The 25,834-nt window shown below is 72.3% G+C and carries 26 protein-coding genes and 1 pseudogene; 21 read left to right on the top strand and 6 right to left on the bottom strand.

Annotated elements, in window-relative coordinates:
* Positions 1 to 39 precede the first annotated feature (39 nt).
* Together GFH49_RS13395 and GFH49_RS13390 are read left to right on the top strand one after the other, a co-directional pair.
* A complete protein-coding gene (locus tag GFH49_RS13395; protein ID WP_155056081.1) occupies positions 40 to 195 on the top strand; it encodes a hypothetical protein in 156 nt (51 codons plus the stop codon).
* A gap of 27 nt (positions 196 to 222) precedes the next feature.
* Positions 223 to 432: a hypothetical protein gene (locus GFH49_RS13390; RefSeq protein ID WP_155056080.1), complete on the top strand. Its 210-nt coding sequence runs from the start codon at positions 223 to 225 to the stop codon at positions 430 to 432.
* A 320-nt stretch (positions 433 to 752) separates the two neighbouring features.
* Here GFH49_RS13390 and GFH49_RS13385 read toward each other — a convergent pair whose 3' ends face one another.
* Together GFH49_RS13385 and GFH49_RS13380 are read right to left on the bottom strand one after the other, a co-directional pair.
* Positions 753 to 1,631, bottom strand: a complete 879-nt coding sequence (locus GFH49_RS13385) for a potassium channel family protein (RefSeq protein WP_155056079.1) — start codon at positions 1,629 to 1,631, stop codon at positions 753 to 755.
* A 221-nt stretch (positions 1,632 to 1,852) separates the two neighbouring features.
* Positions 1,853 to 2,728, bottom strand: a complete 876-nt coding sequence (locus GFH49_RS13380; protein ID WP_155056078.1) for a universal stress protein — start codon at positions 2,726 to 2,728, stop codon at positions 1,853 to 1,855.
* A gap of 159 nt (positions 2,729 to 2,887) precedes the next feature.
* Between GFH49_RS13380 and GFH49_RS13375 the strand changes: the two are divergent.
* Positions 2,888 to 3,259, top strand: a pseudogene (locus GFH49_RS13375) (CBS domain-containing protein); the annotation flags it as partial.
* Between the two features lie 84 nt (positions 3,260 to 3,343).
* On the opposite strand, the gene GFH49_RS13370 reads toward GFH49_RS13375, so the two are convergent.
* Entirely contained in the window at positions 3,344 to 4,258 is a 915-nt protein-coding gene (locus GFH49_RS13370) for a DUF1918 domain-containing protein (protein ID WP_155056077.1), read from the bottom strand.
* A gap of 190 nt (positions 4,259 to 4,448) precedes the next feature.
* On the opposite strand from GFH49_RS13370, the gene GFH49_RS13365 reads away from it, so the two are divergent.
* Positions 4,449 to 5,324, top strand: coding sequence for a universal stress protein (locus tag GFH49_RS13365; RefSeq protein WP_155056076.1), 876 nt, complete (start codon positions 4,449 to 4,451; stop codon positions 5,322 to 5,324).
* A 120-nt stretch (positions 5,325 to 5,444) separates the two neighbouring features.
* The gene (locus GFH49_RS13360) at positions 5,445 to 6,473 is read left to right on the top strand and encodes an alcohol dehydrogenase catalytic domain-containing protein (RefSeq protein ID WP_155056075.1); all 1,029 of its coding nucleotides are present in this window, start codon (positions 5,445 to 5,447) and stop codon (positions 6,471 to 6,473) included.
* Positions 6,474 to 7,316: 843 nt separating this feature from the next.
* Here the strand turns inward: GFH49_RS13360 and GFH49_RS13355 are convergent.
* Positions 7,317 to 7,898, bottom strand: coding sequence for an Rv1733c family protein (locus GFH49_RS13355; protein WP_155056074.1), 582 nt, complete (start codon positions 7,896 to 7,898; stop codon positions 7,317 to 7,319).
* Between the two features lie 275 nt (positions 7,899 to 8,173).
* On the opposite strand from GFH49_RS13355, the gene GFH49_RS13350 reads away from it, so the two are divergent.
* On the top strand, positions 8,174 to 9,238 hold the full coding sequence (locus GFH49_RS13350; RefSeq protein WP_155056073.1) for an Acg family FMN-binding oxidoreductase: 1,065 nt from the start codon (positions 8,174 to 8,176) through the stop codon (positions 9,236 to 9,238).
* 44 nt (positions 9,239 to 9,282) lie between these two features.
* Here the strand turns inward: GFH49_RS13350 and GFH49_RS13345 are convergent, their stop codons facing one another.
* The gene (locus GFH49_RS13345) at positions 9,283 to 9,675 is read right to left on the bottom strand and encodes an STAS domain-containing protein (protein WP_155056072.1); all 393 of its coding nucleotides are present in this window, start codon (positions 9,673 to 9,675) and stop codon (positions 9,283 to 9,285) included.
* Between the two features lie 256 nt (positions 9,676 to 9,931).
* Between GFH49_RS13345 and GFH49_RS13340 the strand changes: the two genes are divergently transcribed.
* From GFH49_RS13340 to GFH49_RS13285, 12 genes are all read left to right on the top strand, one after another.
* Positions 9,932 to 11,002: an alcohol dehydrogenase catalytic domain-containing protein gene (locus GFH49_RS13340; protein WP_155056071.1), complete on the top strand. Its 1,071-nt coding sequence runs from the start codon at positions 9,932 to 9,934 to the stop codon at positions 11,000 to 11,002.
* An 18-nt stretch (positions 11,003 to 11,020) separates the two neighbouring features.
* Positions 11,021 to 11,695, top strand: coding sequence for a pyridoxamine 5'-phosphate oxidase family protein (locus tag GFH49_RS13335; RefSeq protein ID WP_155056070.1), 675 nt, complete (start codon positions 11,021 to 11,023; stop codon positions 11,693 to 11,695).
* A 151-nt stretch (positions 11,696 to 11,846) separates the two neighbouring features.
* Positions 11,847 to 12,287, top strand: coding sequence for a pyridoxamine 5'-phosphate oxidase family protein (locus GFH49_RS13330; protein WP_155056069.1), 441 nt, complete (start codon positions 11,847 to 11,849; stop codon positions 12,285 to 12,287).
* A gap of 140 nt (positions 12,288 to 12,427) precedes the next feature.
* The gene (locus GFH49_RS13325; RefSeq protein WP_196217965.1) at positions 12,428 to 13,258 is read left to right on the top strand and encodes a universal stress protein; all 831 of its coding nucleotides are present in this window, start codon (positions 12,428 to 12,430) and stop codon (positions 13,256 to 13,258) included.
* A gap of 344 nt (positions 13,259 to 13,602) precedes the next feature.
* Entirely contained in the window at positions 13,603 to 14,496 is an 894-nt protein-coding gene (locus GFH49_RS13320) for a universal stress protein (protein WP_155056068.1), read from the top strand.
* Between the two features lie 501 nt (positions 14,497 to 14,997).
* Positions 14,998 to 16,332, top strand: a complete 1,335-nt coding sequence (locus tag GFH49_RS13315; RefSeq protein ID WP_155056067.1) for a GAF domain-containing protein — start codon at positions 14,998 to 15,000, stop codon at positions 16,330 to 16,332.
* Between the two features lie 45 nt (positions 16,333 to 16,377).
* Positions 16,378 to 17,898, top strand: a complete 1,521-nt coding sequence (locus GFH49_RS13310) for an aldehyde dehydrogenase family protein (protein WP_155056066.1) — start codon at positions 16,378 to 16,380, stop codon at positions 17,896 to 17,898.
* 12 nt (positions 17,899 to 17,910) lie between these two features.
* Complete coding sequence (locus tag GFH49_RS13305) at positions 17,911 to 18,279, top strand: DUF779 domain-containing protein (protein WP_155056065.1); 369 nt, start codon at positions 17,911 to 17,913, stop codon at positions 18,277 to 18,279.
* A 10-nt stretch (positions 18,280 to 18,289) separates the two neighbouring features.
* On the top strand, positions 18,290 to 19,303 hold the full coding sequence (locus tag GFH49_RS13300; RefSeq protein ID WP_155056064.1) for a zinc-dependent alcohol dehydrogenase: 1,014 nt from the start codon (positions 18,290 to 18,292) through the stop codon (positions 19,301 to 19,303).
* A gap of 50 nt (positions 19,304 to 19,353) precedes the next feature.
* Positions 19,354 to 20,487, top strand: coding sequence for an NAD(P) transhydrogenase subunit alpha (locus tag GFH49_RS13295; RefSeq protein WP_155056063.1), 1,134 nt, complete (start codon positions 19,354 to 19,356; stop codon positions 20,485 to 20,487).
* Complete coding sequence (locus GFH49_RS13290; RefSeq protein ID WP_155056062.1) at positions 20,484 to 20,789, top strand: NAD(P) transhydrogenase subunit alpha part 2; 306 nt, start codon at positions 20,484 to 20,486, stop codon at positions 20,787 to 20,789. The genes GFH49_RS13295 and GFH49_RS13290 overlap by 4 nt, the downstream gene beginning before the upstream one ends.
* 6 nt (positions 20,790 to 20,795) lie before the next feature.
* A complete protein-coding gene (locus tag GFH49_RS13285; RefSeq protein WP_155056061.1) occupies positions 20,796 to 22,211 on the top strand; it encodes an NAD(P)(+) transhydrogenase (Re/Si-specific) subunit beta in 1,416 nt (471 codons plus the stop codon).
* Positions 22,212 to 22,281: 70 nt separating this feature from the next.
* Here GFH49_RS13285 and GFH49_RS13280 read toward each other — a convergent pair whose 3' ends face one another.
* Positions 22,282 to 22,962, bottom strand: a complete 681-nt coding sequence (locus GFH49_RS13280; RefSeq protein WP_155056060.1) for a ferritin-like domain-containing protein — start codon at positions 22,960 to 22,962, stop codon at positions 22,282 to 22,284.
* Between the two features lie 175 nt (positions 22,963 to 23,137).
* Between GFH49_RS13280 and GFH49_RS13275 the strand changes: the two genes are divergently transcribed.
* The 3 genes from GFH49_RS13275 (at position 23,138) to GFH49_RS13265 (ending at position 25,807) form a co-directional block, all read left to right on the top strand.
* Positions 23,138 to 23,833, top strand: coding sequence for a response regulator transcription factor (locus tag GFH49_RS13275; RefSeq protein ID WP_155056059.1), 696 nt, complete (start codon positions 23,138 to 23,140; stop codon positions 23,831 to 23,833).
* Positions 23,834 to 23,981: 148 nt separating this feature from the next.
* Positions 23,982 to 25,406, top strand: a complete 1,425-nt coding sequence (locus tag GFH49_RS13270; RefSeq protein ID WP_230396270.1) for a sensor histidine kinase — start codon at positions 23,982 to 23,984, stop codon at positions 25,404 to 25,406.
* A 68-nt stretch (positions 25,407 to 25,474) separates the two neighbouring features.
* Entirely contained in the window at positions 25,475 to 25,807 is a 333-nt protein-coding gene (locus GFH49_RS13265) for a rhodanese-like domain-containing protein (RefSeq protein WP_155056058.1), read from the top strand.
* Positions 25,808 to 25,834: the final 27 nt, after the last annotated feature.

Genomic DNA, 25,834 nt, shown 5'->3' with positions numbered 1-25,834 from the left:
GAACGCCGTGGTGGCGGCCGTGGTGGCCGCCAGCAGCACATGTCCCCATGTGCAATCGTCCGCGGCTCCGTAGACGGCGCCCAGGACATGACGGCCAGGACGACGAAGCCCGCGGTGCGCAGGGCGGCGGCGCTCGTGAGGTGGGTGGGCAGGCAGACGCTGGAGGCGACGAACCCGCCGAAGGCCACGGCGTAGAGCGAAGCCAGTCGCACCGTGGCGGCCGTGTGCAGGGTCCGCCATGGTGCGAGCGAGCAGGGGGCCGGCCGGCAGGGCTCGGCCGGGCCTGTCATGCAGGAGGAGGTCTGCCGCCCCGGCGTACACGGCGAGGAGGCCGGTGACCAGGACGAAGGGGAAAGCGTGCCCGACAGCGTCGGCCGGCTGCACGGTGCGGGGGTGCTGCCACCGGTCCTGGCGGCACCGGAAGGTCGCTGATAGAAGCATGTCCGCCCGTCGGCAGGGCTGCGTGATGTGGCTGCCGAACTCCGGTGCCCGGTGGGCCACCGGCTGCAACTCCGGGGAGGGGAAGGCTCGGCGACCAGCAACGACTTCACCTCGATCAACGTGTTCCGCGCCCTGGACGTGGGCAAGGACCGCGTCGCGTGCGTCGGCTGCGTCGACACGTGCCCCACCGGGGCGATCGCAAGGTCACCGCGTTACGGGTGGCAACGCCATGACCGCCGTCCCGCAGGATGGGGACCGGGCTGCTGTCGGGTGACTGAGGGTGCCCCGGCACGGCATCGGAGCAGCCGCCGTCAGGACTGCGCGAGGCTTCGGCCGTGGTCGGCCGCGTACGCGGCGAAGACGTGCGTCGGTGTTCCGCCGGTGTGGAGAAAGCGCTCGTCGAGGATGGCGGCGAGGTCTTCCAGGGCGCCGGCGAGCAGATCGCCGGCCAATCGCACATCGGGCTGTCGGGCCGCTCGTCCGTGCTGGGCGAGGTCGGCGGCGTAGCCGATCGTGGCCGCCAGGGACGAATGGTCCTCACCGTCATGGAAGTAGTAGGCCTCGGCGTACTGCGTGAAGTCGATCCGCACGCGGGCCACCTCGGCGGCCAGACTCTCCAGCAGCACCGCGCCCATGGTGCAGTCGAGCTGGTCGTCGGTCGGGGCCGAGCGTTGGATGAGCGCCAATCGGATCGCCAGGACCCTTCTGCGAGTCAGCGCCGGGTAGATCTCCAGCACCCAGGAGACGGAGGCCGTCAGGAGGGCGAAACCGACCAGGGCTTCCAGCGGCGAGACCAGGCGGAGCCAGCCTTCGGCGGGCGAGATGTCGCCCAAACCCAGCGTGGCGACCGTCACGAGTGACAGGTAGAGGGAGTCGAGCAGCGCCGGCTGCTCCGCGGCCCTGGAACCGAGCGCGAAGCTGAACGCCGCCGGCATATGGGGCCAGTAGACGATGGCCCAGCCCATGATGATCGTGCCCGCCCACAGGCTGACCACCGTCACCATGGCGAGCGGTCCGACGAGCCCGACCACACGCCCGCGCGCACGCAGATGCCGGGCCAGTCTCCACAGCGCCGACATGACGAGGCGACTCAGACCACCGTGGCGGGTCGGGTGCCAGAGCGTGTGGAACAAGTCCCGCAGGGCGGCCATGACCAGGCCGGCACCGGCCAGCGAGACCAACCACTCCATGCACGTCTCCGGCTCGCCTCGCCCCACGGCCCTGTTCCGCGCGGCGGCCCAGGCGACCGAGGCCCGGCTTCTGCCATCCGACCGGGCCTTGCTCCCGGAGCCTAAACGGACGGCAACGCCGCAGCGCGCCGAATCGCCGTACCCCCGGTCACTCCCTCTCCCTCCCCCGCCCTCCACCTCCCTCCACGAGACCGAACAGGCGCAGGGCCCGGCACCGGACCTCAGGCTCGCTGGGGGACCACGGCGACCGGGCACTCGGAGTGGTGCAGCAGGACGTGCGCGACCCTGCCGAGCTGCAGACCGAAGTGCCCGTGCCGCCGCGGGGCGCCGACGATCACCAGGTCGGCGCGGGCGGACGCGGCCAGGAGGACCTTGTGGGCGGGCCCTTCGACCGGCCGGCGGTGTACATCGACGTCGGGGTGATCCCGTACGACCCCCCGCAGTGCGTCCGTGAGGTTGACCGAAGCCCGTTCCTCGTGGGCACGCGCGGCGTCGTCGGCGAGCAGGGGGTGGTCCACATGCTCATGGGCCGGACCGCGCCAGGCCCGCACGGCCTCGACAGCACAGCCGCGTGCCCCGGCCTCGCCGAAGGCGAAGCGTACGGCGCCCGAGCCCTCTGTCGAGTCGCCGACCCCGACCACCACCCGTCCGAAGGCGCCCCGCAGGTTCTGCTCCGCGCCACGGACCACGATGACCGGGCACACAGCACGAGCCGCCACCGTGAGGCTCACCGACCCCAGCAGCATCCCGGCGAGTTCGCCACGGCCACGGGAGCCCGTGACCAGGGCGAATGCCTCAGGCCCCGCGTGCAGCAGCGCGGACACGGCGTCGTCGGGGAACACCTCGCCCGAGACCTTCACCTCGGGATCGCGAAGCCTGGCGCGTTCCGCGCTGGACGCGACGATGTGCTCCGCCATGACCTCTTCGGCGGGACGATCGGTGCCGAAGGAGGGGCGGGCGCCCTCGTAACGCTCCCACCGGGAGGCATAGACCAGGCGCAGGTGAAGCCCATGGCGGGCCGCCTCGTCCACCGCCCAGTCCACCGCCTGCAGGCTGGAGTCCGATCCATCGACGCCCACGACCAGCGGGAGATCCATGGTCCCCACCGCCTTCCCTCTCGGCCACTGAGAGCCGCGCCTATGAACACCGTCGCACCGCACGGGGCCCACCGCGACATACGGACCAGCCCTCAGGGGCTTCGACTCCCTGGGAGGAACTCCGCCCGCGAGAGGGAGCCAGTGATGAAGCACAGCGAGATACCTGAGACTCCGCGCATCGTGAGCGATGTGATGACCCTGACGGTGGTGGCCGTCGGGCGGGACGCGCCGTTGAAGGAAATCGCCCGGACCATGGACCAGTGGGAGGTCAGCGCCCTGCCGGTCCTGGAAGGCGAGGGACGTGTCATCGGCGTCGTCTCCGAGGCCGACCTGCTGCTCAAGGAGGAGTTCCACGAACGAGACATGAACCTCTCCGAGGAGCGGCAGCACCTGTCCGATGTCGCAAATACGGGCGGGGCGACCGCGAAGGAACTCATGAGCACCCCCGCCATCACGGTGCACCCGGGCACGACCTTGGCGCAGGCCGCGCGGATCACGGCCGTGAAACACGTCAAGCGGCTCCCCGTGGTCATGAGGCCCATTCACCGGCGAGTCAGCCGCACCGACCGGACCGGAAGACGCGCGGTGACGGCGGCTGGCAGGTCCGCAGGCCAGTCATTGTTCGGTCGGACTGATGCGGCGCCCCGTGAGGCGCCGGGGCTGGATCGACACCCACATCTCGCGCTCGCCCCCCGCCCACGGCGTGGTGTGCGCATGATCGACCAGCCGTCGCACCGCCTCGGGCTCGGTGACGACCCGTGCGGGGCCGACCGCGAGAACGCTCCAGCCCTGGCTCATCGCCTCGTCCAAGTGATCGACTTCGAAAGCGACTTCCGCACCTACGGCCGCCGCAGGCACGGAGTCGGGCGCGGTCCGGAAGGCGATCGCGTCGTCGACGACCTCGTAGTTCACCGGGACGACCGCCGGACCCTCGGGTGTCGATACCGCGACGCGGCCCACGCCGTGTGTGGAAAGCCGCGCGCGGCATTCGGCGAGGCCCAGGTCCCGCAGCCGAGGGTGGAGGAGCGCTTGGCCCTGGCCGGGTGGCAGTTCGATGCCGCCCCCGCGCAGGGCCGCGGCGGTGGTGCCCAGCGCGTCGGCCAGTCTGATCAGGCTCGCTGCGCTCGGGTCGGCCGGCTGCTCTTCCAGGTACGCCAGGTAGTCCGGCGCCATGCGGGCGCGTCGGGCGGTCTCAGTCCGGCTCAGCCCGTGCCGCCTGCGCTCGGCGGCCACGCGCCGCCCGATGTCGCCGGGGTTGGCCGGCCCGTGCGGCGAGCTCGCGTCGGAGACGGTACCGGCCTCACCCGAGCCCGGCCGGCCGGGCTCGGGTGCCCCAGGCCCGGGCTCGATGTGACGGATATGCGCGTCGGGCCCGGGGAATACCAGCGTCACCTCGTCCGTGTCCGACCAGCGCACGTCGTAGGGGGGTGTGCCATCCGCATGGTGGAGTCCGACGATCTCTCCGTCGCGCCTGGTGGCGCCGGTGGCCGGGCTTTCGATGACGAGTTGGTCGCCGAGGTGAGCTTGCATGGTCGCCGCCCTTTCCTCAGAGGGTCCCTGCACCCAACCTGCCACGCACGACATGCCGCCGCATGGGATGAGAGGCCCTGATTCGGTACGTCCCGATTTTGGAGAGGCCGTACGCGGCATACCGGAGCAGTCTGGACGAGAGGAGTCGTTCGGGTTCGCTCCAGGTTCGTACGAGACGGAGGCGGTCGCCATGGAGCCAGTGATCACCGTGGGCCTCGACGGTTCACCCGAGAGCCTTGCCGCCGCCCACTGGGCCGCCGAGGAGGCCGAGCGGCGCAAGCTCACGCTGCGGCTGCTGCATGCGTGGCCCCTGCTGGTGCCGGAGCCGACCAACGTCCCTTCGGAGGTGGATCAGAACTATTGGGCGAAGCGGATCGTCCACAATGCGCGGGCGGAGATCCAGACGCGCCACCCGGGCCTGTCCGTCGTCGGCAACCTGGTCGCCGAGGACGCTGAGGAGGCACTGCTGCAAGCGGCTTCGGAGTCCGAGATGCTCGTGCTCGGTTCGCGAGGGCTGACGCCCGTCGAGAGCTACTTCATGGGCGACATCAGCATGCCCGTCGTGGCACGGGCCACGCGCCCGGTGGTCCTCGTACGCGCCGAGACGCAGGAAGCAGGGCCACAGCCCGCCGCGCCGACGGCAGGCGACGTACTCGTGGCGCTCAAACTGCACGACCCGTGCGACGAACTGCTCGAATTCGGGTTCGTCACCGCTGCTGCGCGGAACATGCCCCTCAGGGCCGTCCACGGCCGAAGCGTGCCGATCCACGCACGTGTTCCCTGGGGAGTCGACCACGACGTGACCGAAGAGATCACGAAGGACGCCCAGAGGTATCTGAGCCAGGCCCTCCGCCCGTGGCGTGAGAAGTTCCCCGGAGTGCGGGTGGTCGACGTGGTCAGGCTCGAAAGCCCCGCCAAGGCTGCCGTACAGGAGGCCGAGGGTGTCGGGCTGCTGGTGGTCGGCCGACGCAGGCACCGTCCGCCCGTGGCACCCCACCTGGGCCCAGTGGCCCAAGCCGCCGTCCATCACGCGCGCTGCCCCGTCGCCGTCATCCCTCATGACTGACGCGCTGTGTCGCGGTGGGCGGAGCCGGACCGAGCAGCTTGACGAAGCACGACGGTCCCGGTTGCCCTCAATTCCCTTCAAGGCGACGGTGGAGAGGGGAGCAGCGAGGGAGTGGGCACTATGCAAGCACTCGTCTACCACGGCCCCCAGCAGACCTCCTGGGACACGATCCGGGACCCGTCGATCGAGAAGGCGACCGACGCGATCGTACGAGTCGACGCGACCAGCATCTGCGGCGGCGACCTGCACATTCTGCGCGGCGACCTCCCCGAGGTGAAACCGGGAACGGTCCTCGGCCATGAGGCCGTCGGCGAGGTGACGGACGTCGGCCGCGAGGTGCATGCCGTGCGCCCGGGGGATCAGGTGATCGTGTCGTCCGTCTCGGCCTGTGGCCGCTGCCGGTTCTGCCGGGCCGGTATGGGCGGCCAGTGCGGCGGGGGCGGAGGATGGATCCTCGGGAATCTGATCAACGGCACACAGGCCGAGTTCGTCCGTGTGCCCTTCGCCGACACCTCCACCCACCGACGGCCCCCGAACCTGCCCCTCGACGACGCGGTTCTGCTTGCAGAAGTTCTCCCCACCGCTTACGAGGTCGGGGTGCGCAACGGACGTGTCGGCCCAGGAGACACCGTCGTCGTGGTGGGCGCGGGTCCCGTGGGGCTCGCGGCCGTCATCACCGCGCGGATCTACTCGCCCCGCAGGATCATCGCGGTGGACTTGTCTCCATCCCGGTTGGCAGCCGCCGCCCGCCTCGGCGCCGATGCCGCCGAACTGCCCGGACGGCTGATCGCCGACGTGTCCGAGGGCCCTGGAGCCGATGTCGTCATCGAGGCCGCCGGTGATCCGGACAGCTTCGTCCTGTGCACACGCGTGGTGCGCTCAGGAGGGCTCATCGCCAACATCGGCATGCACGGCAAGCCGGTCACGCTGCATCTTGAGGCCCTGTGGCGCAAGAACGTGACGATCAGCACCGGTCAGGTCGACGCCTCTTCCACTCCCTGGCTGCTCGACCTGGTGACATCCCGGCGCCTGTCCGTCTCCCACCTGGTCACCCACACCTTCGGTCTCGACCGGATGGGAGACGCCTACGAGGTCTTCGCCCACGGCCCCGACACGGGCGCCCTCAAGGTCGTGCTGCACCGCCGGTGAGGCGCCCGCCCCCGGCCGAGCCGCCGTCTGACGGCTTGACGAAAGCGCGTCGGACGCGTTGTGCCATGGCCGTTCGGCCGTTGTCGTCCAGTGCGTTACCGACTCGCAGGACGACGTCCGCCTGGTGGGCCCCGGCATGCCGGGCGATGTTGCTGAGGGCCTCGGCGGTACGCCGGTTCAGCCGCAGCGCGCCGCAGGCGGATGCGTCGAGGGGGAGTGGGACCGCGACGGCGGGGCCGTATGCCTCTGCGCCGGCCCGCATGTCCCCGAGCGAGTGAGCAGCGATCCTCCGGTTGGCCGCAGGGCGGCCCGAGGACGGCGGGGACTGGCTGGGCGTCGCGGCCGTACCTGCCGCGGTCGTCGGCCTGGCCCTCACCCTCGCGGTCGTCTACACGCGCATGACCCGCCGTCGCGCCCGCACGGACCATGCGCGGTCCCCGCGACAGGGGGGTGCCGGCTCACCCTCGGGCGGACAGAGGCGCGAGCCGCCGGCGTCGTACGCCGTACCTCCTTCTGCCATCTGGACGGGTGGCGCCGCTGGAGGCCCTTGCCGAGCGTTCGCCCACGGCGTCGCCGCGACCAGCTGCAAGGCGGAGGAGGGAGTCGACGCGATGGGGGTCCCCCCCCGCGCGAGCGAAGCCGAGCGTGGGGGAGTCGGCGACCGACGACAACGCCGCAGATGGGCGTGCCAGACCCCGCGACGCCGGCATGATCCGCCGGACAGGCCCGGGTGGCCGTGCCGGCGGGCGGCACCGGTTCGGAAGAGTCGGCGGCGGGCGGCGACGGCCCATGACGAGGAGCACGCGCAGCCCGCCGGGGCCACCGACCGGGCCCGCACCGACGTCAACCAGTCTTGTGCGCCCACTGCGGTCCCACCAGGTCCCACTCCCGGCCCCAGCGGTCGTAGCGCCGCCGGTCGAGGCGCCACCGGGCCAGTGCTCCGGCGCCGAACGCCGCGCCGGCGAGACCGAGCGCTCCGGCCGTGCCCAGGATGCCCGCTTCGACGGCCGCCGCCGTGGCGCCGGGCGGCTCGGGGACGAGATCGCCGTGGCTGTCCAGCCAGACCACGACCTCGGCGCCGGCCTTCTGCCCGGTGGACACGAGGGTCTTGCCGGTCTGTGTCCGGCCGTCCGGGGTCGTCCAGCGGATCTTCGCCAGGGCACGCCCACTCGCCGGGTCGGCCCAGACCGCGGGGGCCGGGACGTCGGCGACGAGCACACCGCGCGCAGCGTGCCGTTCTTCGCGCTGCCGGTCGAACACCTCGTCGGCGGCGTGAGCCGTCACGAGGCCGATGAGCGTGCCGCCCACCAGGACGACCGCCCAGACGATCAATACGATCCAGGCCTCGACGATGTCGTCGCGCCGCCGCAACGGGTTGCTGCGCCACCGCCACAACCGCGTCTTCGTGCCTGTGCCGCCGTCCATCGGTCCGCACCTCCTCGTCTTCGTCGTTGCATTGAAGGTGACAGCCGGAGCGCTGCGGTGGCATGGGCCGATCAGACGCAGTGAAAGGGCCGACCGGGACCAACTCGTGGCCGAGCACGGGACGTTCGGCCCTGATCGGCATGGCCGCGCACGGCGCCCACGGGGATGCGAACGGCCTGCCGGTCCTTCGTGAGGGACCATCGGCCCCTGACCTCGCCACGACCGGCCGCGCACGCTCGAAGAACAGCACCGTTCCGGGGTGAGAGGAGGGCACCGTGCGCAGCACATCCTTCGACGCCGCGATCCTGGAGACCTGCGTCTCGGCCGCGGTCGCCGCGCCCTCGATCTTCAACTCCCAGCCGTGGCGCTTCCGTCTGGAACCGGAGACGGTCACCTTCCACGTCCGTGCGGCCCCCGGTGCGGGCCTCAGGTACACGGACCCGGATGGACGGGCCCTGCATCTGTCGGCAGGAGCCTCGGTCTTCAACCTCCGTGTCGCCATGGCCCACTTCGGCTGGGAGCCGGTCACCCGGCTGCTGCCCAGCCCGGCCGACCCCGACCTGCTGGCCTCCGTCCGTCCGACCGAGCTCGCCGCGGGCCGCCCGCGCGGCACCGATGCCGAGCTGTACTCGGTGATCTGGCGCCGGCACAGCAGCCGCTTCCCGTTCTCCGGCCGGCCGGTACCGCCGTATCCGCGCATCGAACTCGCGGCGGCGGCCGGCGCTGAAGGGGCGTGGCTGGGCTTCCCCGAAGCTGACGAAACCGTGCGTCTGCTCGCGCTCACCGCGCAGGCGGAACAGCGCAACCGTCTCGACGCCGACCGCGTGAAGGAGAGCCGCCGCTGGGTGCGCGGCGACCCCTACGAGGCGGCCGACACAGGTCTGCCCTGGGCGGCCCTCGGCCCGCAGGATGCCCGGGAACGGCTTCCCATGCGCGACTTCACCGCGCAACGCCGTCCCCAGCGGCTTCCCGCCCGTTTCTTCGAAACGGCTCCAGCCATCGCCCTGCTGACCACCGAACACGACCGACGCACCGACTGGCTGCGCGCCGGGCAGGCCCTCGAACGCGTCCTGCTCCTCGCCGCGGCCCGCGGCCTGCGCGCTTCCCTGCTGCATCAGGCCATGGAGTGGCCCGACCTGTGCGAATCCGCAGCCCCGGAGCCCGCCCACGCCCACATGCTCATACGACTCGGTTACGGCCCCGAGGGCCCCGCGACGCCACGACGTCCCGCACGCACGGTGATCGACAGTGAGCCGGCGACGCGTCGGACGGAGGCTGAGGCTGACGAGTGCGACAGCGACCGCCCGGAGACGTACGGACCGTCGGTCGCCCCGGCGTAGGCAGGGGGGTGGGCGACAGGGGCCGGAGCGCCGTGGTGGGCTCGTCAGACCGCTGCGACGGGTACGACTCCCGGGCGCGGCGCAGCTGTCAGGGACTCGGGCAGGCAGGGGTGCATCTCGAACACGCCCGCCAGGCCCGCCGCGCGCAGCACCCGCAGGAAGCGCGTGCTGTGCGTGACCAGGCGGAGTCGGCCGTGGCGGGCCAGGACACGGTTGCGGGCCCGGCACAGGACACCCAGGCCGCTGCAGTCGATGAAGGACACGGCCGTCAGGTCGAGCACCAGGTCGGGGCATGTCCCGGCCGTCAGCGCGTCCAGGCGGCTCACCAGCGACGGTGCCGCGCAGAGGTCGATCTCGCCGTGCAGTTCCACGACGGTTGTTCCCGCGACAACCCGCACCGAGTGGGGTGGCGTGGACCTGGTGTGGTTTCCGGACATGATCCGAGGAAACCGCTGCGCCGCGGCGGAGGGAAGGGCCGGTCGGCCCGACCCGCCCGGTCCCGCAGGGCCGACCGGACCTGTGTCGCGGGGTCGGCCCCGTCCGGCTGGACGGCTGGACGATCGAGGCCGACCGGCCCATGCGCAACGTCGCACCGACCCGCAATATGGATCTGTGGGGCGATTTCGGCGCCGCGCAGGCCTCTGCCTCGCCCCCGGTGCTGCGGTCCCGGGGACCGAGGAGGAAAGGAGCGTCATGAAGGGCTATGTCTTCCACAGTCCCGGACACGCCTCCTGGGAGGACGTCCCGGACCCGGGCCTGAAGGATCCGACCGACGTCGTCGTCCGCGTCGACACCGTCACCATCTGCGGCACGGACCTGCACATCCTCAAGGGCGACGTACCCGAGGTGCGCCCCGGCACGGTACTCGGACACGAGGCGGTCGGCGAGGTCGTGGAGACCGGCGCCGACGTGCGCACGGTACGGCCCGGGGACCGGGTCCTGGTCTCCTGCATCACCGCTTGCGGCCGCTGCTCGTACTGCCGCAAGGCGATGTACGGCCAGTGCCGGGGCGGCGGAGGCTGGATCCTCGGCCACCTGATCGACGGCACCCAGGCCGAGTACCTGCGCGTGCCGCACGCCGACCTCTCCGTCCACGCGCTGCCCGGCACTCTGGAGGGCGAGGACGCCGTCCTGCTCGCCGACATCTTCCCGACCGCGTACGAGGTGGGCGTCCTCAACGGGCACGTACGGCCCGGGGACACCGTCGCCGTCGTCGGCGCCGGCCCCATCGGACTCGCGGCCATCGCAACGGCCCGGCTGTTCGCGCCCGAGCGGATCGTCGCCGTGGACCTGGCCGCCGCCCGGCTGGACGCGGCCCGGCAGCTCGGCGCCGATGCCGTGGCCGACGCCCGCGAGGACCCCGAGCAGCTGATCGCCGACCTCACCGACGGGCTGGGCGCCGACGTGGTCATCGAGGCCGTCGGCGTCCCCGAGAGCTTCGAGATGTGCACCCGCATGGTCCGGCCCGGCGGGCATGTCGCCAACGTCGGCGTGCACGGCAGCCCCGCGACACTTCACCTCGAAGACCTGTGGATCAAGAACGTGACCATCACCACCGGTCTCGTCGACACCCGCTCCACCCCGACCCTGCTGCGTATGGCGGCTGCCGGTCGGCTGCCCACCGCGGAGCTGGTCACCCATACCTTCCCGCTGGAGCAGATGGAGGAGGCTTACGACGTCTTCGCCCGGGCCGCCGACACCGGCGCGCTCAAGGTCGTCCTCGGTGGGGAGCAGCACGACGTGATCGCCGTTCGGGCGGACTGACGGGAGGAAGGACGGGCCATGGGCGATCGGGTCCCGTCGAGGGCGACGCAGGCGGCCCCCGTGGGCGACCTCGGGCGCCGCCTCGCACAGCGACGCACCGAGCTCGGCCTCTCCCGGGAGGAGACGGCCGCCAGGGCGGGCATGGCCCCCGGCTACCTCCAGTACGTGGAGGAACACCCCACCGCCGCACCGGGCGCAGGCGTGCTCCACATGCTGGCAGAGGCCCTGCACACCACCGTCACGGATCTCACCGGAGGCGACGCCGAACTGCCGCCCGGCGCCGGCCAGGGCGTTCGCCACGCCCGCCTCACCGAGCTGACCCCACGGGAGTGCCGCACCCTGCTCTCGACGCACGGCGTCGGCCGCATCGCGGTGCCCACCGTCACCGGGCCCGTCATCGTCCCCGTCAACTACAGCGTCGTCGACGGCGCCGTCGTCTTCCGCACGGAACCCGGCAGCACGCCGTCGCAGGCGGCCGGCTGCCAGGTCGCCTTCGAGGTCGACCGCATCGACGACGCCTTCAGCCAGGGCTGGAGCGTACTGGTACGGGGACACGCCCGCGCCGTGACGGACCCCGACGAGGCGCGGCGGCTCGACGAACAGGCGTACAGCGGGCCCTGGGCGGGCGGCCGACGCGACCAGTGGGTGCGTATCGATACGTACGGCGTCACCGGGCGCCGGATCACGGTGTAACGGGACGTTGTCCGGCACAACAGGGACGTTGTCCGGCACAGCCGGGACCGATGGCCCTTAGCGGATCTCCCTCGCCCGGCTGACGATTGGGCACATGGCGCACATCACCCATCCGAGCATCCGCGCATCCAGGCGGGAGACGGACTGACCCATGTACCGGAACGACGGATTCCGAGAACTTCAGCGGCAGGAGTGCCTGCGCCTGCTGACGAAGGTGCCCGTCGGCCGCATCGTGTACACGCGTCGGGCGCTGCCCGCGGTCCTGCCCGTCAACTTCTGCCTGGACACCGACGGAGCGGTACTGCTGCGCACCGCGGCCGGCTCGGAACTGGTGCGTGCGATCGACGGCGCGGTGGTCGCCTTCGAGGCCGACGAGGTCGACGCGGCCACGCACTCCGGCTGGAGCGTCGTCGTCACCGGTCCCGCCACGGTGGTCACCGACCCGGCCGAGCACGAGCGCCTGGCCCGTACCGGCCCGCGCTCCTGGGCGCCCTCGCCACGGGAGGTGTTCGTCCGCATCGAACCCGAGCTGGTGACCGGCCGCGAACTCGTGGGCGGACACAGCATGTACGGCCTCGACCTCACCTCCTGACCGCCACCGCCACGTGCCCGGCAGGGGCCGAAGGGCCCTGCGGCAGGGGCCGTACGGCGTGCCGACGGGTTCGTGTGGCCCCTGCCCCGGGAGCCAGGGCCGTACGAGTATCGGGAGCGCAGAACAGGAGGGAGAGGGAGATGACTCACCACCATGTGGTCGTCGGAGTCGATGGCTCCCTGATCGCGGTACGGGCGTTGGACTGGGCCTCGGAGGAAGCCGCGCGGCGCGGCGCCGAACTGCGCGTCGTGTACGCCGTGCCCGACCGGGACGAGGCCGAACCCGTCCTCGCGTCGGCCGCCGCCCGCGTCCACGAGCGCCACCCCGGCCTGGTGGTGGTGACCAGGGCCGTCACGGGCAGTGCCATACGGGCGTTGACGCGTGCGAGCGAAGACGCGGACCTCACCGTCGTCGGCACCCGGGGCTTCGGCGGGGTCACCGGCCTGCTGGCCGGCTCGGTGAGCCTGCGGCTGGCCGCGCACTCGCACGGGCCCCTGCTCGTCGTGCGCGGCGACCACCCGTGCGACAACGGGCGCGCGGTACTGCTCGGTCTGGAGAACGACTCCGACACCGACGCGGCCGCCTACGCCTTCCATGAGGCGGCGCGGCGCGGCGTCAACCTGCGTGTCCTGCACGCCCGGACCAACCGGCACATCACCCCCGAACTGCCCTCGCTGATCCCCGCCACCAGCCCGGGACAGCGAGAACTCGCCCGGGACGACCGGGCCGAGGAGGCCGTGCCGCGCTTCAGCCTGGCCCAGTTGCAGGAGGAGCACCCCGGCGTCAGAGTCGAGACCAGCACGGTCAACGCCGGCCCGGCCCATGCCCTGCTGGACGCCACGCGCGAGTCCGCCGTCGTCGTCATCGGCGCCCGCCGCCGCGCGAGCCGGCTCGGACCACAACTCGGCCTCGTCGCACACACGCTGCTGCACCGCTCCCACTGCCCGGTGGCGCTGGTGCCGACGACCTGATGACCCGCGAACACCCGTGAGATGACCGGCGAACCCTGAAAGGGCGTCGTCCACGCCGTCGTCCACGCCGTCGTCCTGATCGCCCTCGCGGCTGTCGGCGCGGGCCGTCTGGGGGCTGGGCACGGCGTGGGCACGCCTGCCGTTCGTCAGCCGGCACCGGTGGCTGCTCTGACGACTCAGGCTCGTACGGACCGGGGCATCGCCGATCGGCAACGGCGATGCCCCGGCCGCTTGTGTCACCTGCCGTCACACGGGCCCATCGGCTGCGTTCAGGGACCTGTGGTCCCTCCTGCCGCTGCTCCCGGGACACCAGAGTGGGAGCACACATCGAAGGAGGCCCGCTCATGTCCCGTACCGTCACCGTCGGCCTCGACGGCTCGCCGGAGAGTCTCGCCGCCGCCGACTGGGCAGCGCGCGAGGCGCTGCTCCGGGCGGTCCCGCTGCGTGTCGTGCATGCGGGGGAGCAACCGCCGCACGCCTACGAGCCGTTCGCGGCGGATGCGGTGCCGCTGCCCGGCGAGGACCGCTGCGCGCGCATGCTGCACGAAGCCGAGGCATCCCTGGCGTACCGTCACCCCGGCCTGCAGGTCACCGCCGGGAAGCTCGCCGGACAACCCGCGGCCGCCCTCGCGGCGGCCGCTCGGTCGGCTGAGGTACTGGTGCTCGGCTCGCGGGGGGCGGGCTGGGCCGCCGGGCATCTCTTCGGGTCCGTGGCGCTGGCGGTGGTGGCCCGGGCGGAGGGGCCCGTGGTCCTCGTACGCCCCGGTGCGGACGTGGCCGGCGAACACCGGCCGGACGCCGGTGGGATCGCCTCCGTCGTCACCCCGTACCGCGATGTCGTGCTCGGGCTGCAGTTGCAGGACCAAGTCGGCGACGAGGTACTGGGGTTCGCGTTCGACGCCGCGTCGCGGCGTGGCGCCGGGCTGCGGGTCGTGTACGGCTGGAGCGCGGGGTCGTCCCTGTGGGCGGGGGAGGCCGACGAACCGGCCGTACAAGTCCAGCGCACCCTGGAAGAGACGATGCGCCCGTGGCGGGAGAAGTTCCCAGGTGTGGAGGTCACCGAGGAGGCCGCGGTCGGCAGGGCGGGCGCGCATCTGGCGGAGGCGTCGCGCGACGCGTCGCTGGTCGTCCTCGGCCGCAGGCGCCGCCACACAGCGGTCGGCCCGCACACCGGCCCCGTGACGCACGAGGTGCTCCACCGCGCAGCCGCACCGGTCGTGGTCGTGCCGCACGGCTGAGGACGTCAGGCCTCGGCGGGGCAAGAGCCGGGCGCCGGTGGCGGTCAGGCCGGGGCGGATGCGGACGGCGTCGTCGATGGCCCGGTCCGGCCACGGGTGCGGCACCTCCTGGTAGCGGGCCAGGTCGCCGGAGTCGGTCACGACGTGGGCGGAGTCCGTGACGACCACGCTCCGGCCGGGTGTGCGTGCGGGGTGATGGCGTCGGCCTCATACCCCACGACGACGCCAGGCGTGCCAGGCCGTGCGCCGACGGGTGCGGATACCTCGCGGTGCTGGGCGTCATCGGGCTGGTCCTGCTCGCACGGCACGTCGACCACGGCCGTCGCACTCCCGTCGCCCGGTCATGACGTCCTGGCCCGGTCGAAGGGCCGGGTCCGTGGCCTTGGCCGCGGCGGAAGTCCAACCGTCCCTGCCGCAGAGGCCGTTCGGCCTCTGCGGTCCGTCGTCCTGCGCGGGTGAGGCTTGAGTGGCCGAACGGCAGAAAGGCACATGGGAGGTGCCATGGACGCTTCCGACGCCCCCTCGGCGTCCGCGCTGCGCGCCGCGCACGAGCGGTTCGTGACCGCGTCGCCCGCCATACGAGCCGCATCAGGGGTGCGGCGGTTGGTCGCCGAGTCGTGGCAGCGGTGCGCAGCCCGAGGCATACGCCCCGACGGCGGCAGCCCGCTGCTCACTCGCGGCGCCGAGGAACTGGCGGCCTGTCGGCGCGGCCATCCGCTGGCCGCGGTACTCCCGCTGTTCCGGGAGCTGCTCGGCGCCGGAGCCGCGGAGGACGGACATGTCTTCGCGGTCGGGGACACCGACGGGACGCTGCTGTGGGTCGAGGGGGACACCGCGGCCATGGGGCGTGCCGAGCGGATGCACTTCGTCGAGGGCGCCGTGTGGTCCGAGGCGCGGGCCGGGACGAACGCGCCGGGCACCGTGCTGGAGGTGGGGCAGCCCGTTCAGATCGTCGCCGGCGAGCACTTCAGCTCCGCCGTGCACGGCTGGTCCTGCGCCGCTGCCCCCGTGCGCGACCCGGGTTCCGGCCGGGTGCTGGGCGTCGTCGACCTCACCGGCGGCGGCAGCATCGCCACACCGCCGGCGCTGGCCGCCGTGCGTGCCGCCGCGCTCGCGGCCGAGGCCGAACTCGCCCGGACCCGGCCCGCCACGGCGCTGCTCGGCCCGGACGGACGGGCGGTGCTGCCCTCCGACGGCTGCGACACCGCCGTACGGCTGACCGCGCTCGGGCGGGACAGCGCCCTGCTGGAGCGGGCCGGACGAGTGCACCGGCTCAGTCCGCGGCACAGCGAGATCGCGGTGGTGCTCGCACTGGCGGGGCGGGGAGTGACCGGTGAGCGGATCGCGGCCGACCTGTCGGAGCGGGAGGTGCCGGCCTCGACGCTGCGGGCCGAGCTGACCCGGTTGCGGGCGGTGCTCGGTCCGGCGCTCCTCGGCTCGCGGCCGTACCGACTGCTCGGTCCCGTACGCACCGACTTCGGGGACGTGACCGCGCTGCTCGCCGAGGGGCGGGCGCGCGAGGCGCTTGCCCGCTACCGGGGTCCGCTGCTGCCGCGCTCCGAGGCGCCGGTCGTCGTGGAGCAACGGCGGGCTCTGGAGCAGCAGTTGCGCGGGGCCGTGCTCGGCAGCGGCGATCCGGGGCTGCTACGGCGCTGGGTGGACGCGGACTGGGGAGCCGACGACGTATCCGCCTGGCGCACCCTCGCCCGCAGGCTGCCGGACGCCTCGCCGCAGCGCGCGGCAGCCGCAGCCCGGGCCCACGCACTGGACGCCGACCTGGCCGTCCCACCGCAGGTGGTCCGGCATGCAGCGTTGTTGCAGCGTTCCGGCTCCTAGCGTCGGAGCATCACCACGATCGTCGTGATCGGAAAGGGGACGGTCATGAAATACGAGCCTCCGGGCAAGCCCGGCAGCCCTGTGGACGTCGCACCACGGTACGAGAACTTCATAGGCGGCAAGTGGGAGGCGCCCACCACCGGGCAGTACTCGCCCAACCTGTGCCCCGCCACCGCCAAGCCCATCTGTGAGATTCCCAGGTCCGGGGCCGCGGACATCGAACTCGCGCTGGACGCCGCACACGCCGCCAAGGACAGGTGGGGCGACGCGTCCACCACCGAACGGGCCGCGGTGCTCACCAAGGTGGCCGACGCCATCGACGCCCACCGCGAGGAACTCGCCGTCGCCGAGAGCTGGGAGAACGGCAAGCCGGTCCGCGAGACGCTGGCCGCCGACATCCCGCTCGCCGCCGACCACTTCCGCTACTTCGCGGCAGCCATCCGCGCCCAGGAGAGCGAGATCACCGAGATCGACAAGGAGACGATCGCCTACCACTTCCACGAGCCGTTGGGCGTGGTCGGGCAGATCATCCCGTTCAACTTCCCGCTGCTGATGGCCGCGTGGAAGCTCGCCCCGGCGCTCGCCGCCGGCAACGCCACGGTGATCAAGCCGGCCTCCCCGACGCCGTGGTCGATCCTGAAGCTGATGGAGGTCATCGGCGACATCGTGCCGCCGGGCGTCCTCAACGTCGTCAACGGCCCGGGTGCCGAGATCGGCAAGGCGCTCGCCACCAACAAGCGCGTCGCGAAGGTGGCCTTCACCGGCGAGACCACCACGGGCCGGCTGATCATGCAGTACGCGTCCCAGAACATCATCCCGGTCACCCTGGAGCTGGGCGGCAAGTCGCCGAACATCTTCTTCAACGACGTGGCCGCCGAGGACGACGACTTCCTGGACAAGGCCGTCGAGGGGCTCGTGCTCTACGCGTTCAACAAGGGCGAGGTCTGCACCTGCCCGTCCCGTGCCCTCATCCAGGAGGACATCTACGAGGAGTTCATGGGCCGGTGCCTGGAGCGGATCCGCGCCATCAAGCAGGGCGACCCGCTCGACACCGCGACCATGATCGGCCCGCAGGTCTCGCGGCAGCAGGTCGAGAAGATCGCCTCGTACGTCGACATCGGGCAGAAGGAGGGCGCCGAACTGCTGGTCGGCGGCCACCGGCCCGCGCTCGACGGAGACTTCGCGGACGGCTTCTTCTTCGAGCCGACCGTACTCAAGGGCCACAACAAGATGCGGGTCTTCCAGGAGGAGATCTTCGGACCCGTCCTCGCCGTCACCACCTTCAAGGACGAGGCCGAGGCCCTGGAGATCGCCAACGACACGCTGTACGGCCTCGGCGCAGGCGTGTGGAGCCGCGACACCGGCCGCACCTACCGAATGGGCCGTGCCATCAAGGCCGGCCGTGTCTGGACCAACTGCTACCACCAGTACCCGGCAGGCGCCGCGTTCGGTGGCTACAAGGTCTCCGGCATCGGCCGCGAGACCCACAAGATGATGCTCGACCACTACAGCCAGACCAAGAACCTCCTGGTCAGCTACGGCGCCAAGCCGCTCGGGCTGTTCTAGGAGGCACCGGACATGCCCGGACACGTCCACGACGACACCGCCGGGCGCGTCACCGCCACCGAGGCGGCGCGCGAGGCCATCGCGGCCCTGCGCGCCGCCCACGGGGGACCGGTGATGTTCGTCCAGTCAGGCGGCTGCTGCGACGGCAGCGACCCGATGTGCTATCCGGACGGCGAACTCGCCCTGGGGGAGGCGGATCTGCTGCTGGGCGTCGTGGACGGCTGCACCTTCCACATCGACGCCGATCTGTACGCGGCCCTCGGCCGCCCGCGCCTGGTCCTCGACGTCAGGCCCGGCACACCGGGCGGCTTCTCCCTCGCAGCCGGGGACGGGCTGCATTTCGTCAGCCGGGTCGACCCACCCGGAAAAGAACCGAACTGAGGAGTGGATCATGAAGGCAGCAGTGGTCACCGACTTCGGGAAGCCGCTGGAGATCCAGGACATTCCCGTCCCCGAGCCCGGCCCCGGCCAGGTACTCGTCCGCATGGAGGCATCCGGCCTCTGCCACACCGACATTCACGCCGCGCACGGCGACTGGCCGGTCAAGCCGCAGCCGCCGTTCACCCCCGGCCACGAGGGCGTCGGGCCTGTCCAGGCCGTCGGCGCGGGCGTGTCCGAGACGCTGATCGGCAAGCGGGTCGCCGTCCCGTGGCTCGGCTCGTCCTGCGGCACCTGCCGCTACTGCGTCTCCGGCTGGGAGACCCTGTGCGAGAGCCAGGCCAACACCGGGTACTCGGTGGACGGTTGCTTCGCCGAGTACGCCGTCGCGCACGCGGGTGCGGTCGTCCGGGTGCCCGACGGGGTGACCTCGTTCGACGCGGCGCCGCTGACCTGCGCGGGCGTCACCACGTACAAGTCGATCAAGGTCGCACACATCGGCCCGGCCGAACGCGTCGCCGTCTTCGGTATCGGCGGACTCGGCCATCTGGCCCTCCAGTACGCCCGGCTCGTGGGCGGCTTCGTCACCGCCGTCGACCTCGAACCGGACAAGCTGGGCCTGGCCCACCGGCTCGGCGCCGACGAGATCGTCAACGCCCGGACGCACGACCCGGTCGAGGAGATCAAGAAGGCCGGCGGCGCGGACGTGGCCGTCGTGCTCGCCGCCGCGCCCAAGGCGTTCGAGCAGGCCTACAGGTCACTCAACCGCGGCGGACGCCTGGTCATGGTCGCACTGCCCGCCGACAACGCGGCGATCAACGTGCCGATCTTCGAGACCGTCCTCGGCGGGATCTCCGTGATCGGCTCCATCGTCGGCACCCGCCAGGACCTGGCCGAGGTGTTCGCGCTGCACGCCGCCGGACGTACCCAGGTGATCGCCGAGCCGCGGCGTCTGGAGCAGGTGAACGACTCCTTCGACGAGGTTCTCGGCGGACGGGCCGAAGCACGGCTCGTCTTCGAGTTCTGAGAGTTCCGGGGCCCCGGACACCACCGGGTCCCGGAGAGAGGCAGCAGACCATGCCAACCGTCACCGTGGGAGCCGTACGGGAGCGAGCGCCCGGCGAACGCCGGGTCGCCCTCGTCCCCGAGGCCGTCACCCTCCTGAGCCGGGCCGGACTCGACGTGCTGATCGAGGCCGGAGCCGGATCCGGCGCCTGGTTCACCGACGCCGACTACACCGCAGTAGGCGCGAGCGTCGTACCCCCGGACGAGCTGTACGCGCGCGCGGACGCCGTCCTGTGCGTCGGCCCGCCCGACGAGGAGACCGCGACCGCACTGCGCCCCGGGCAGACCCTCATCGGCCTGCTCGAACCGCTGCGGCACCCGGCCCTCGTGCAGGATCTGACCGAGCGCGGCATCCGCACGGTCAGCCTGGACCTGCTGCCCCGCACTCTCAGCCGCGCCCAGTCCATGGACGCGCTGACCTCCCAGGCCAACGTCGCCGGCTACAAGGCGGCACTGCTGGCGGCCGACTCCTACGACCGCTTCTTCCCGATGCTGACCACCGCGGCGGGCACCATGCGCCCGGCGCAGGTCCTCGTCCTCGGTGCCGGAGTGGCCGGGCTCCAGGCGATCGCCACCGCCCGCCGCCTCGGCGCCGTCGTCACGGCGTACGACGTACGCCCCGAGTCGAGAGGGGAGGTGGAGTCGCTCGGCGCCCGATTCCTGGACGTAGCGCGCCCGCCAGGCACCGGATCGGGCGCCGGAGAAGGCGGCTACGCACGCGAGTTGACCGCGGAGGAGCAGGGGGCGCAGCGTGCGGCGCTGGACGCCCACATCGCCCGCAGCGACATCGTCATCACCACGGCTCAGGTACCGGGCCGCAAGCCGCCGTTGCTGGTCAGCGCGGCCGTGCTGGAACGGATGACGCCCGGCTCGGTCGTCGTCGACCTCGCCGCGAGCGACTTCGGCGGCAACGTCGAGGGCAGTGAGCACGACAAGACCGACGTCCTGGACAACGGCGTCACGCTCATCGGGGCCGGACGCCTCCCGTCCGCGATGGCGACCGCCGCTTCCACGGCGTACGCCCGCAACCTCGTCGCCGTACTGCGCCACCTCGTACGCGACGGCGAACTCGTCCTCGACCCGGCCGACGAGATCACGGCCGCGCTGACGGGAGCGAGCGAACTCAAGGGAGGAGAACCCTCATGAACAACCTCGATCTCCTCACCGCGATCACCGTGTTCGTGTTGAGCGTCCTGGTCGGCATCGAGGTCATCAGCAAGGTCCCGGCGACCCTGCACACCCCGCTGATGTCCGGCTCCAACTCCGTGCACGGCATCGTCGTCATCGGCGCGATGCTGATCGCCGCCGAGTCGCACACCTGGCTCGGGTACGTCCTCGCCTTCGTGGCGATGGCGTTCGGGGCCATGAACGTGGTCGGCGGGTACGTCGTGACCGACCGGATGCTGGAGATGTTCAAGGCCAGGCCGACCAGTGAGAAGGAGGTGTGAGAAGCCATGGACAACGTCTCCGACGCCGTTCACTACATCTTTCTGGCCGCGGCGGCCTGCTTCGTACTCGGGCTGCATCTGATGAACCACCCGCGCACGGCCCGCCGCGGCAACAGCCTCTCGGCCGGGGCGATGGCCGTGGCGATCGGCGCGACGGTGTGGCTGGTGGCCGATGAGGGCGTGATCAGCCGCACCGGGTGGCTGGTGCTGGTGACCGGAGGCCTGTTCGGTGCCGCGCTCGGCCTGTGGGCCGCGCGCGCGGTGCAGATGACCGCGATGCCCCAACTGGTCAGCGTCTTCAACGCGGTCGGCGGTGGGGCGGCGGCGCTCATCGCCGTCAACGACCTGCTCCAGGCCGAGGACGCGGCCCTGCTGGGCGCGCGGGTCTCCCTCCCCGGCGCCCTGGACATCGTCATCGGCGCGGTCACCTTCTCCGGCTCGCTGATCGCGGCGGGCAAGCTCCAGGGCGTGGTGTCCGGGGCGCCGGTGGTCTTCCCGGGCGCGCGGCTCCTCAACGTCCTGCTGCCGGCTGCCTTCGTCGTCGGCGCGGTCTGGCTGGTGCTGGCACCCGACTCCCGCACCGCCCTGTACGGCCTGGTGGCGGTGGCCCTGCTGTTCGGCGTGACGATGGTGCTGCCGATCGGCGGCGCCGACATGCCGGTGGTCATCGCCCTGCTGAACGCCTTCACGGGATCCGCGGTCGCCATGGCGGGCTTCGTCCTGAACGAGACGGCACTGATCATCGCGGGCATGCTGGTCAGCGCGTCGGGCGGCATCCTCACCAAGCTGATGGCCGACGCCATGAACCGCTCCATCGCCAACATCGTGATCGGCGGCTTCGGCACCGGCGACAGTGCCCCCGCGGCAACCGGATCCGGTGCTCCGGCTCAGGTGCGGTCGGTCTCCGCGGACGACGTGGCGATCCAGCTGGCGTATGCGAGGAAGGTCGTCTTCGTGCCGGGTTACGGCCTCGCCGCCGCCCAGGCCCAGCACGAACTCGGCGACTTGGCCAAGCTGCTGACCGACCACGGCGTCGATGTCAGCTACGCCGTCCACCCGGTCGCCGGCCGGATGCCCGGGCACATGAACGTGCTGCTGGCCGAGGCGAACGTGCCGTACACCCAGCTGAAGGAGATGGACGACGTCAACCCCGAGTTTCCGCAGGCGGACGTGGCGTTGGTGATCGGTGCGAACGATGTGACCAACCCGATCGCCCGACGCCCCGGCAACGCGGTCTCGGGCATGCCGATCCTCGACGTCGACAAGGCGAAGAGCGTCGTCGTCATCAAGCGCTCGATGGGCCACGGCTACGCAGGCATCGACAACGAGCTGTACACCGACCCGAAGACCGGGATGTTCTTCACCGATGCCAAGAAGGGGTTGAGCGAACTGAAGGCGGCGGTGGGGGAGTTCGTCGGCTGACAGCGGCACCGGGGAGCCGGGGGCCGGCACAGTGAGCCGGAGGGCGATCGGCCCTCCGGCTCGGTCGTGCTCACCCCGTGGCGATCCAGCGGTCGAAGGCCGCGAGGTGCCGCTCGGAGGCGGCGAGCAGGTTGTCGTAGACCTGTCGCACGTCCGGTGCGGTGAGGCCGGACAGTGCTTCGGTCAGCGCGTCGATGTCCTTCGACTCGACCGTGCGCCCTGCTTCGAGGGCCGCGTCCAGGCCGTCCTCGCCCTGCTTCAGCAGCCGGTCGTAGGTGGCCTGGACCGTGGGGTCGACGAAGTCGCCGGCCGGCCGGTCCGCGGTCGGGTCCGTGACGGCGTAGCGGTCCAGCAGGGTGCGGACGGCGGTCAGATGGTGGGTCTCCGCCGCCGCGATCCTGTCGAAGACCCGTGCGTCGTAGCGGTCCGCGAACACCGTGTACAGGTCGTGCGCCAGCTGCTCCTCCTCCGCCTGGTCCGCGAGCGCGGCCTTCTGGGAGGCGGTCAGGGTGCCCTGCGGGGCGAGGCGGTACGAGGTGCAGGATCCGTCGTGACGGCCGTCCGTCCCGTGGTCGCCCTGGCGGTGCCCGTGGTGCGGGGCGCCGCCCGTCGTCGGGCGTTCTGCCGTGGTGCGGTCCGGCCTCGGCGAGGGGTCGCCCGAGTCGGCGACAACCGGGCCCGCCGCCAGCACGCCGCCGATGGCGAGGGCGCCCGCGGTGAGTGCGGTGGCGAGCTTGACGTTGCGTTTCATGGCGAGCCTCCTTCAGTGGGCGGGGGACGGGCCTTGTCTCCCGCACCCGTACCGTCGCGCGGGGCGTCGCAGTCGGTGTGCGGTGGCTGTGGAGTCGGGATGGAGACGTTCGGACGCACGGGTGTGGCCTGTCCGGCCCTCCTCGGGGCCGGGGCCGCGCGCGTACGTGTGGGGTATGGCCACGACCGTGCTCGTCGTCGAGGACGAGAAGGAGATCCGAGATCTGCTGCGCCGCTACCTGGAGCGCGCCGGCTACGGGGTGGTGACGACCGGGTCGGGTGCGGAGGCCCTGCGACTGCTGGGCGAGCGGGCCGTCGACCTGACGCTGCTCGACCTCGGCCTGCCGGATGTGGACGGGGACGAGGTGCTGCGCGAGGCGCGGGAGCAGGGCGCCGTGCCGGTGGTGGTGCTGACCGCCCGCACGACCGTCGAGGACCGCATCCACGGGCTGCGGCTGGGCGCCGACGACTATGTCACCAAGCCGTTCAGCCCGACCGAGGTGGTGCTGCGGGTCGGTGCCGTCCTCCAGCGTGCCCGGGGCAGTGGGAAGGGCCCGGCGACGGCAGCCTCGTACGGTGGGGGACGGCTGCGTGTCGACGAGGCGCGGCACGAGGCCCTGCTGGACGGGACGCCGGTGGAGCTCACACCCACCGAGTGGGGGCTGCTGACCAAGCTGGCGTCGGTGCCCGGGCGGGTGTACTCGCGCTACGAGCTGGTCAACCGGGTGCGCGGCTACGAGTTCGCCGGGTACGAGCGGACCGTCGACTCGCACGTGAAGAACCTGCGGCACAAACTGGGCCCGGCCGGACCCGGCATCGTGGAGACGGTGCTGGGGGTGGGCTATCGACTGGGGTGGTCCCGTGACCCCTGAGCACTCCGCGCCGCACCCTGGCGGATCGGCGGCGTCTTCGCCGGACGCCGCGAAGTCGCTGGACACGCCTTCCGCGCAGGCCGTCGGACCGCCCCGGCCCCCGTCTCCGCTCAGTCGGCGGAGCCGGTCGGCAGATGGGCTGGGGCCGTTGGGGCGACGGCTGTTCGCCGCGTTCGCCGTCGTCGCGCTCGCGTCCGTGGCGCTGCTGACCGGTGCGGCGCTGCTCGGAACCGACCGTGGGCTGAGCAGCGCCCACGCGGCGGATCGGCAGCGCACCGCGACCCGCGTGGCGACCGCCGCCGCGGATGCCTATCGGGCGGCAGACGGCTGGACGGCGGCCGACCTCGGCGTGGCCCGTTCCGTGGCAGCCGGGGCCGGAGCCGTGCTGACCGTGCGGAACGCGCACAACGAGGTCGTCCTGTCCAGCACCGGTTCGACGGACGAGCACGGCAGGCAGGCCGGCCGGGAGCACGGCCCACGGGGGCGCGACGGAACCTCGGGGCCGTCGGCGAGCGCGAGCGTTCTGGTGGACGGTGACCAGGTCGGCTCCGTACAGCTGCGCTTCCCGGCCGGCTCCGGCGACGCCGGGCTGTCCGTCGCCTGGGGCTGGGTGACCGCCGCCGCCCTCGGCGCCCTCGCCCTGGCGCTGGCCGTGAGCTGGTTCGTCACCCGGCGTCTGACGGCCCCCGTGGTGCGGGTCGCGGCCACCGCCCGCGCCCTCGCCGCCGGTGACCGCACCGCCCGCGCCCGGATCGACGCCCCCGGGGAACTGGGCGACCTGGCCGGTGCCTTCGACGCCATGGCCGACGACGTCACCCGTGCCGAGCAGGCCCGGCACCGGCTCGCCGCCGATGTCGCGCATGAGCTGCGCACTCCGCTGGCGGCTCTGCAGGCAGGTCTTGAGGAGTTGCGCGACGGCTATGTCGCCCCGTCCCCGGACCGGCTGGCCGCACTGCACGATCAGACGCTGCGGCTGGGCCGCATCGTCGGCGACCTCGGTGAGCTGGCGGAGGCCGAGTCGGCCCGGTTCTCACTCCGCCTCGCCGAGGTGGATCTGATCGCCCTGGTCCGTGCCGCCCTAGCCGGACGCGAGGCCGAACTGCGCACGGCGGGGCTGTCGGTGCACACCCGCCTGGACGTCGGACCCCTGCCCGTCCGGGCCGACGCGGACCGCCTGCACCAGGCCCTCGGCAACCTCCTCAGCAACACCGCCCGGCACTGCCGCCCGGGCGGCACCGTGACCGTCACGGCCTTCGCCACACCCGCGCAAGCCCTGGTCGAGGTGGCCGACACCGGCCCCGGCATCCCCGCCGACGAACTGCCGCACGTCTTCGACCGCCTCTGGCAGGGAACCGGTGCCCGTGCCACCGGCGGCAGCGGGATCGGGCTGGCCGTCGTCAAGGAGCTGGTCACCGCCCATGGCGGCACCGTCGCAGCGGGGCCCGGACCGCACGGCGGAACCCGCATGACCATCAGCCTGCCCCGGGCGGCGTCACCGGGCTCGCCGCCTGCGGCCGGCTCTCGCCCGGAGCCGGACGTTGCCTCGCGGGCAAATACCCCACGGGGTATTTGACGGAGCTCCCGCGACCGCCGTACTCTCGCCGCATGGAAACCCCCGGGGGTATTTGAGGAGGCAATGAAGTGGCCCGTGAAGCAAGACAGGAGGCATTCGCCGCGGCCTGGGCCGAGGGCATCCTGTTGATCGACGTGCGAGAGCCCGACGAGTACGCGGCCGGACATGTGCCGGGCGCGCGGCTGATGCCCCTGCGCACCGTCCCGGCAGGCTGCGGCGAGCTGCCCACCGACCGTCCCGTGTACGTGATCTGCGCCAGCGGCAACCGCAGCAGGACCGCCGCCGACTGGATGGCCTCCCGGGGCATCGACGCCTGGTCCGTGGCCGGCGGCACCCTGGCCTGGGCCGGTGACGGCCGTCCGGTTGCCGTCGGGCACGACGAGCGCGCGGCCCGACCGTAATCCCGCAACCCCACCGACACCCGCACT

It is taken from the genome of Streptomyces blattellae (assembly GCF_009709555.1).
Classification (GTDB): domain Bacteria; phylum Actinomycetota; class Actinomycetes; order Streptomycetales; family Streptomycetaceae; genus Streptomyces; species Streptomyces blattellae.
This window is presented reverse-complemented; position numbering and strand designations above follow the sequence as displayed.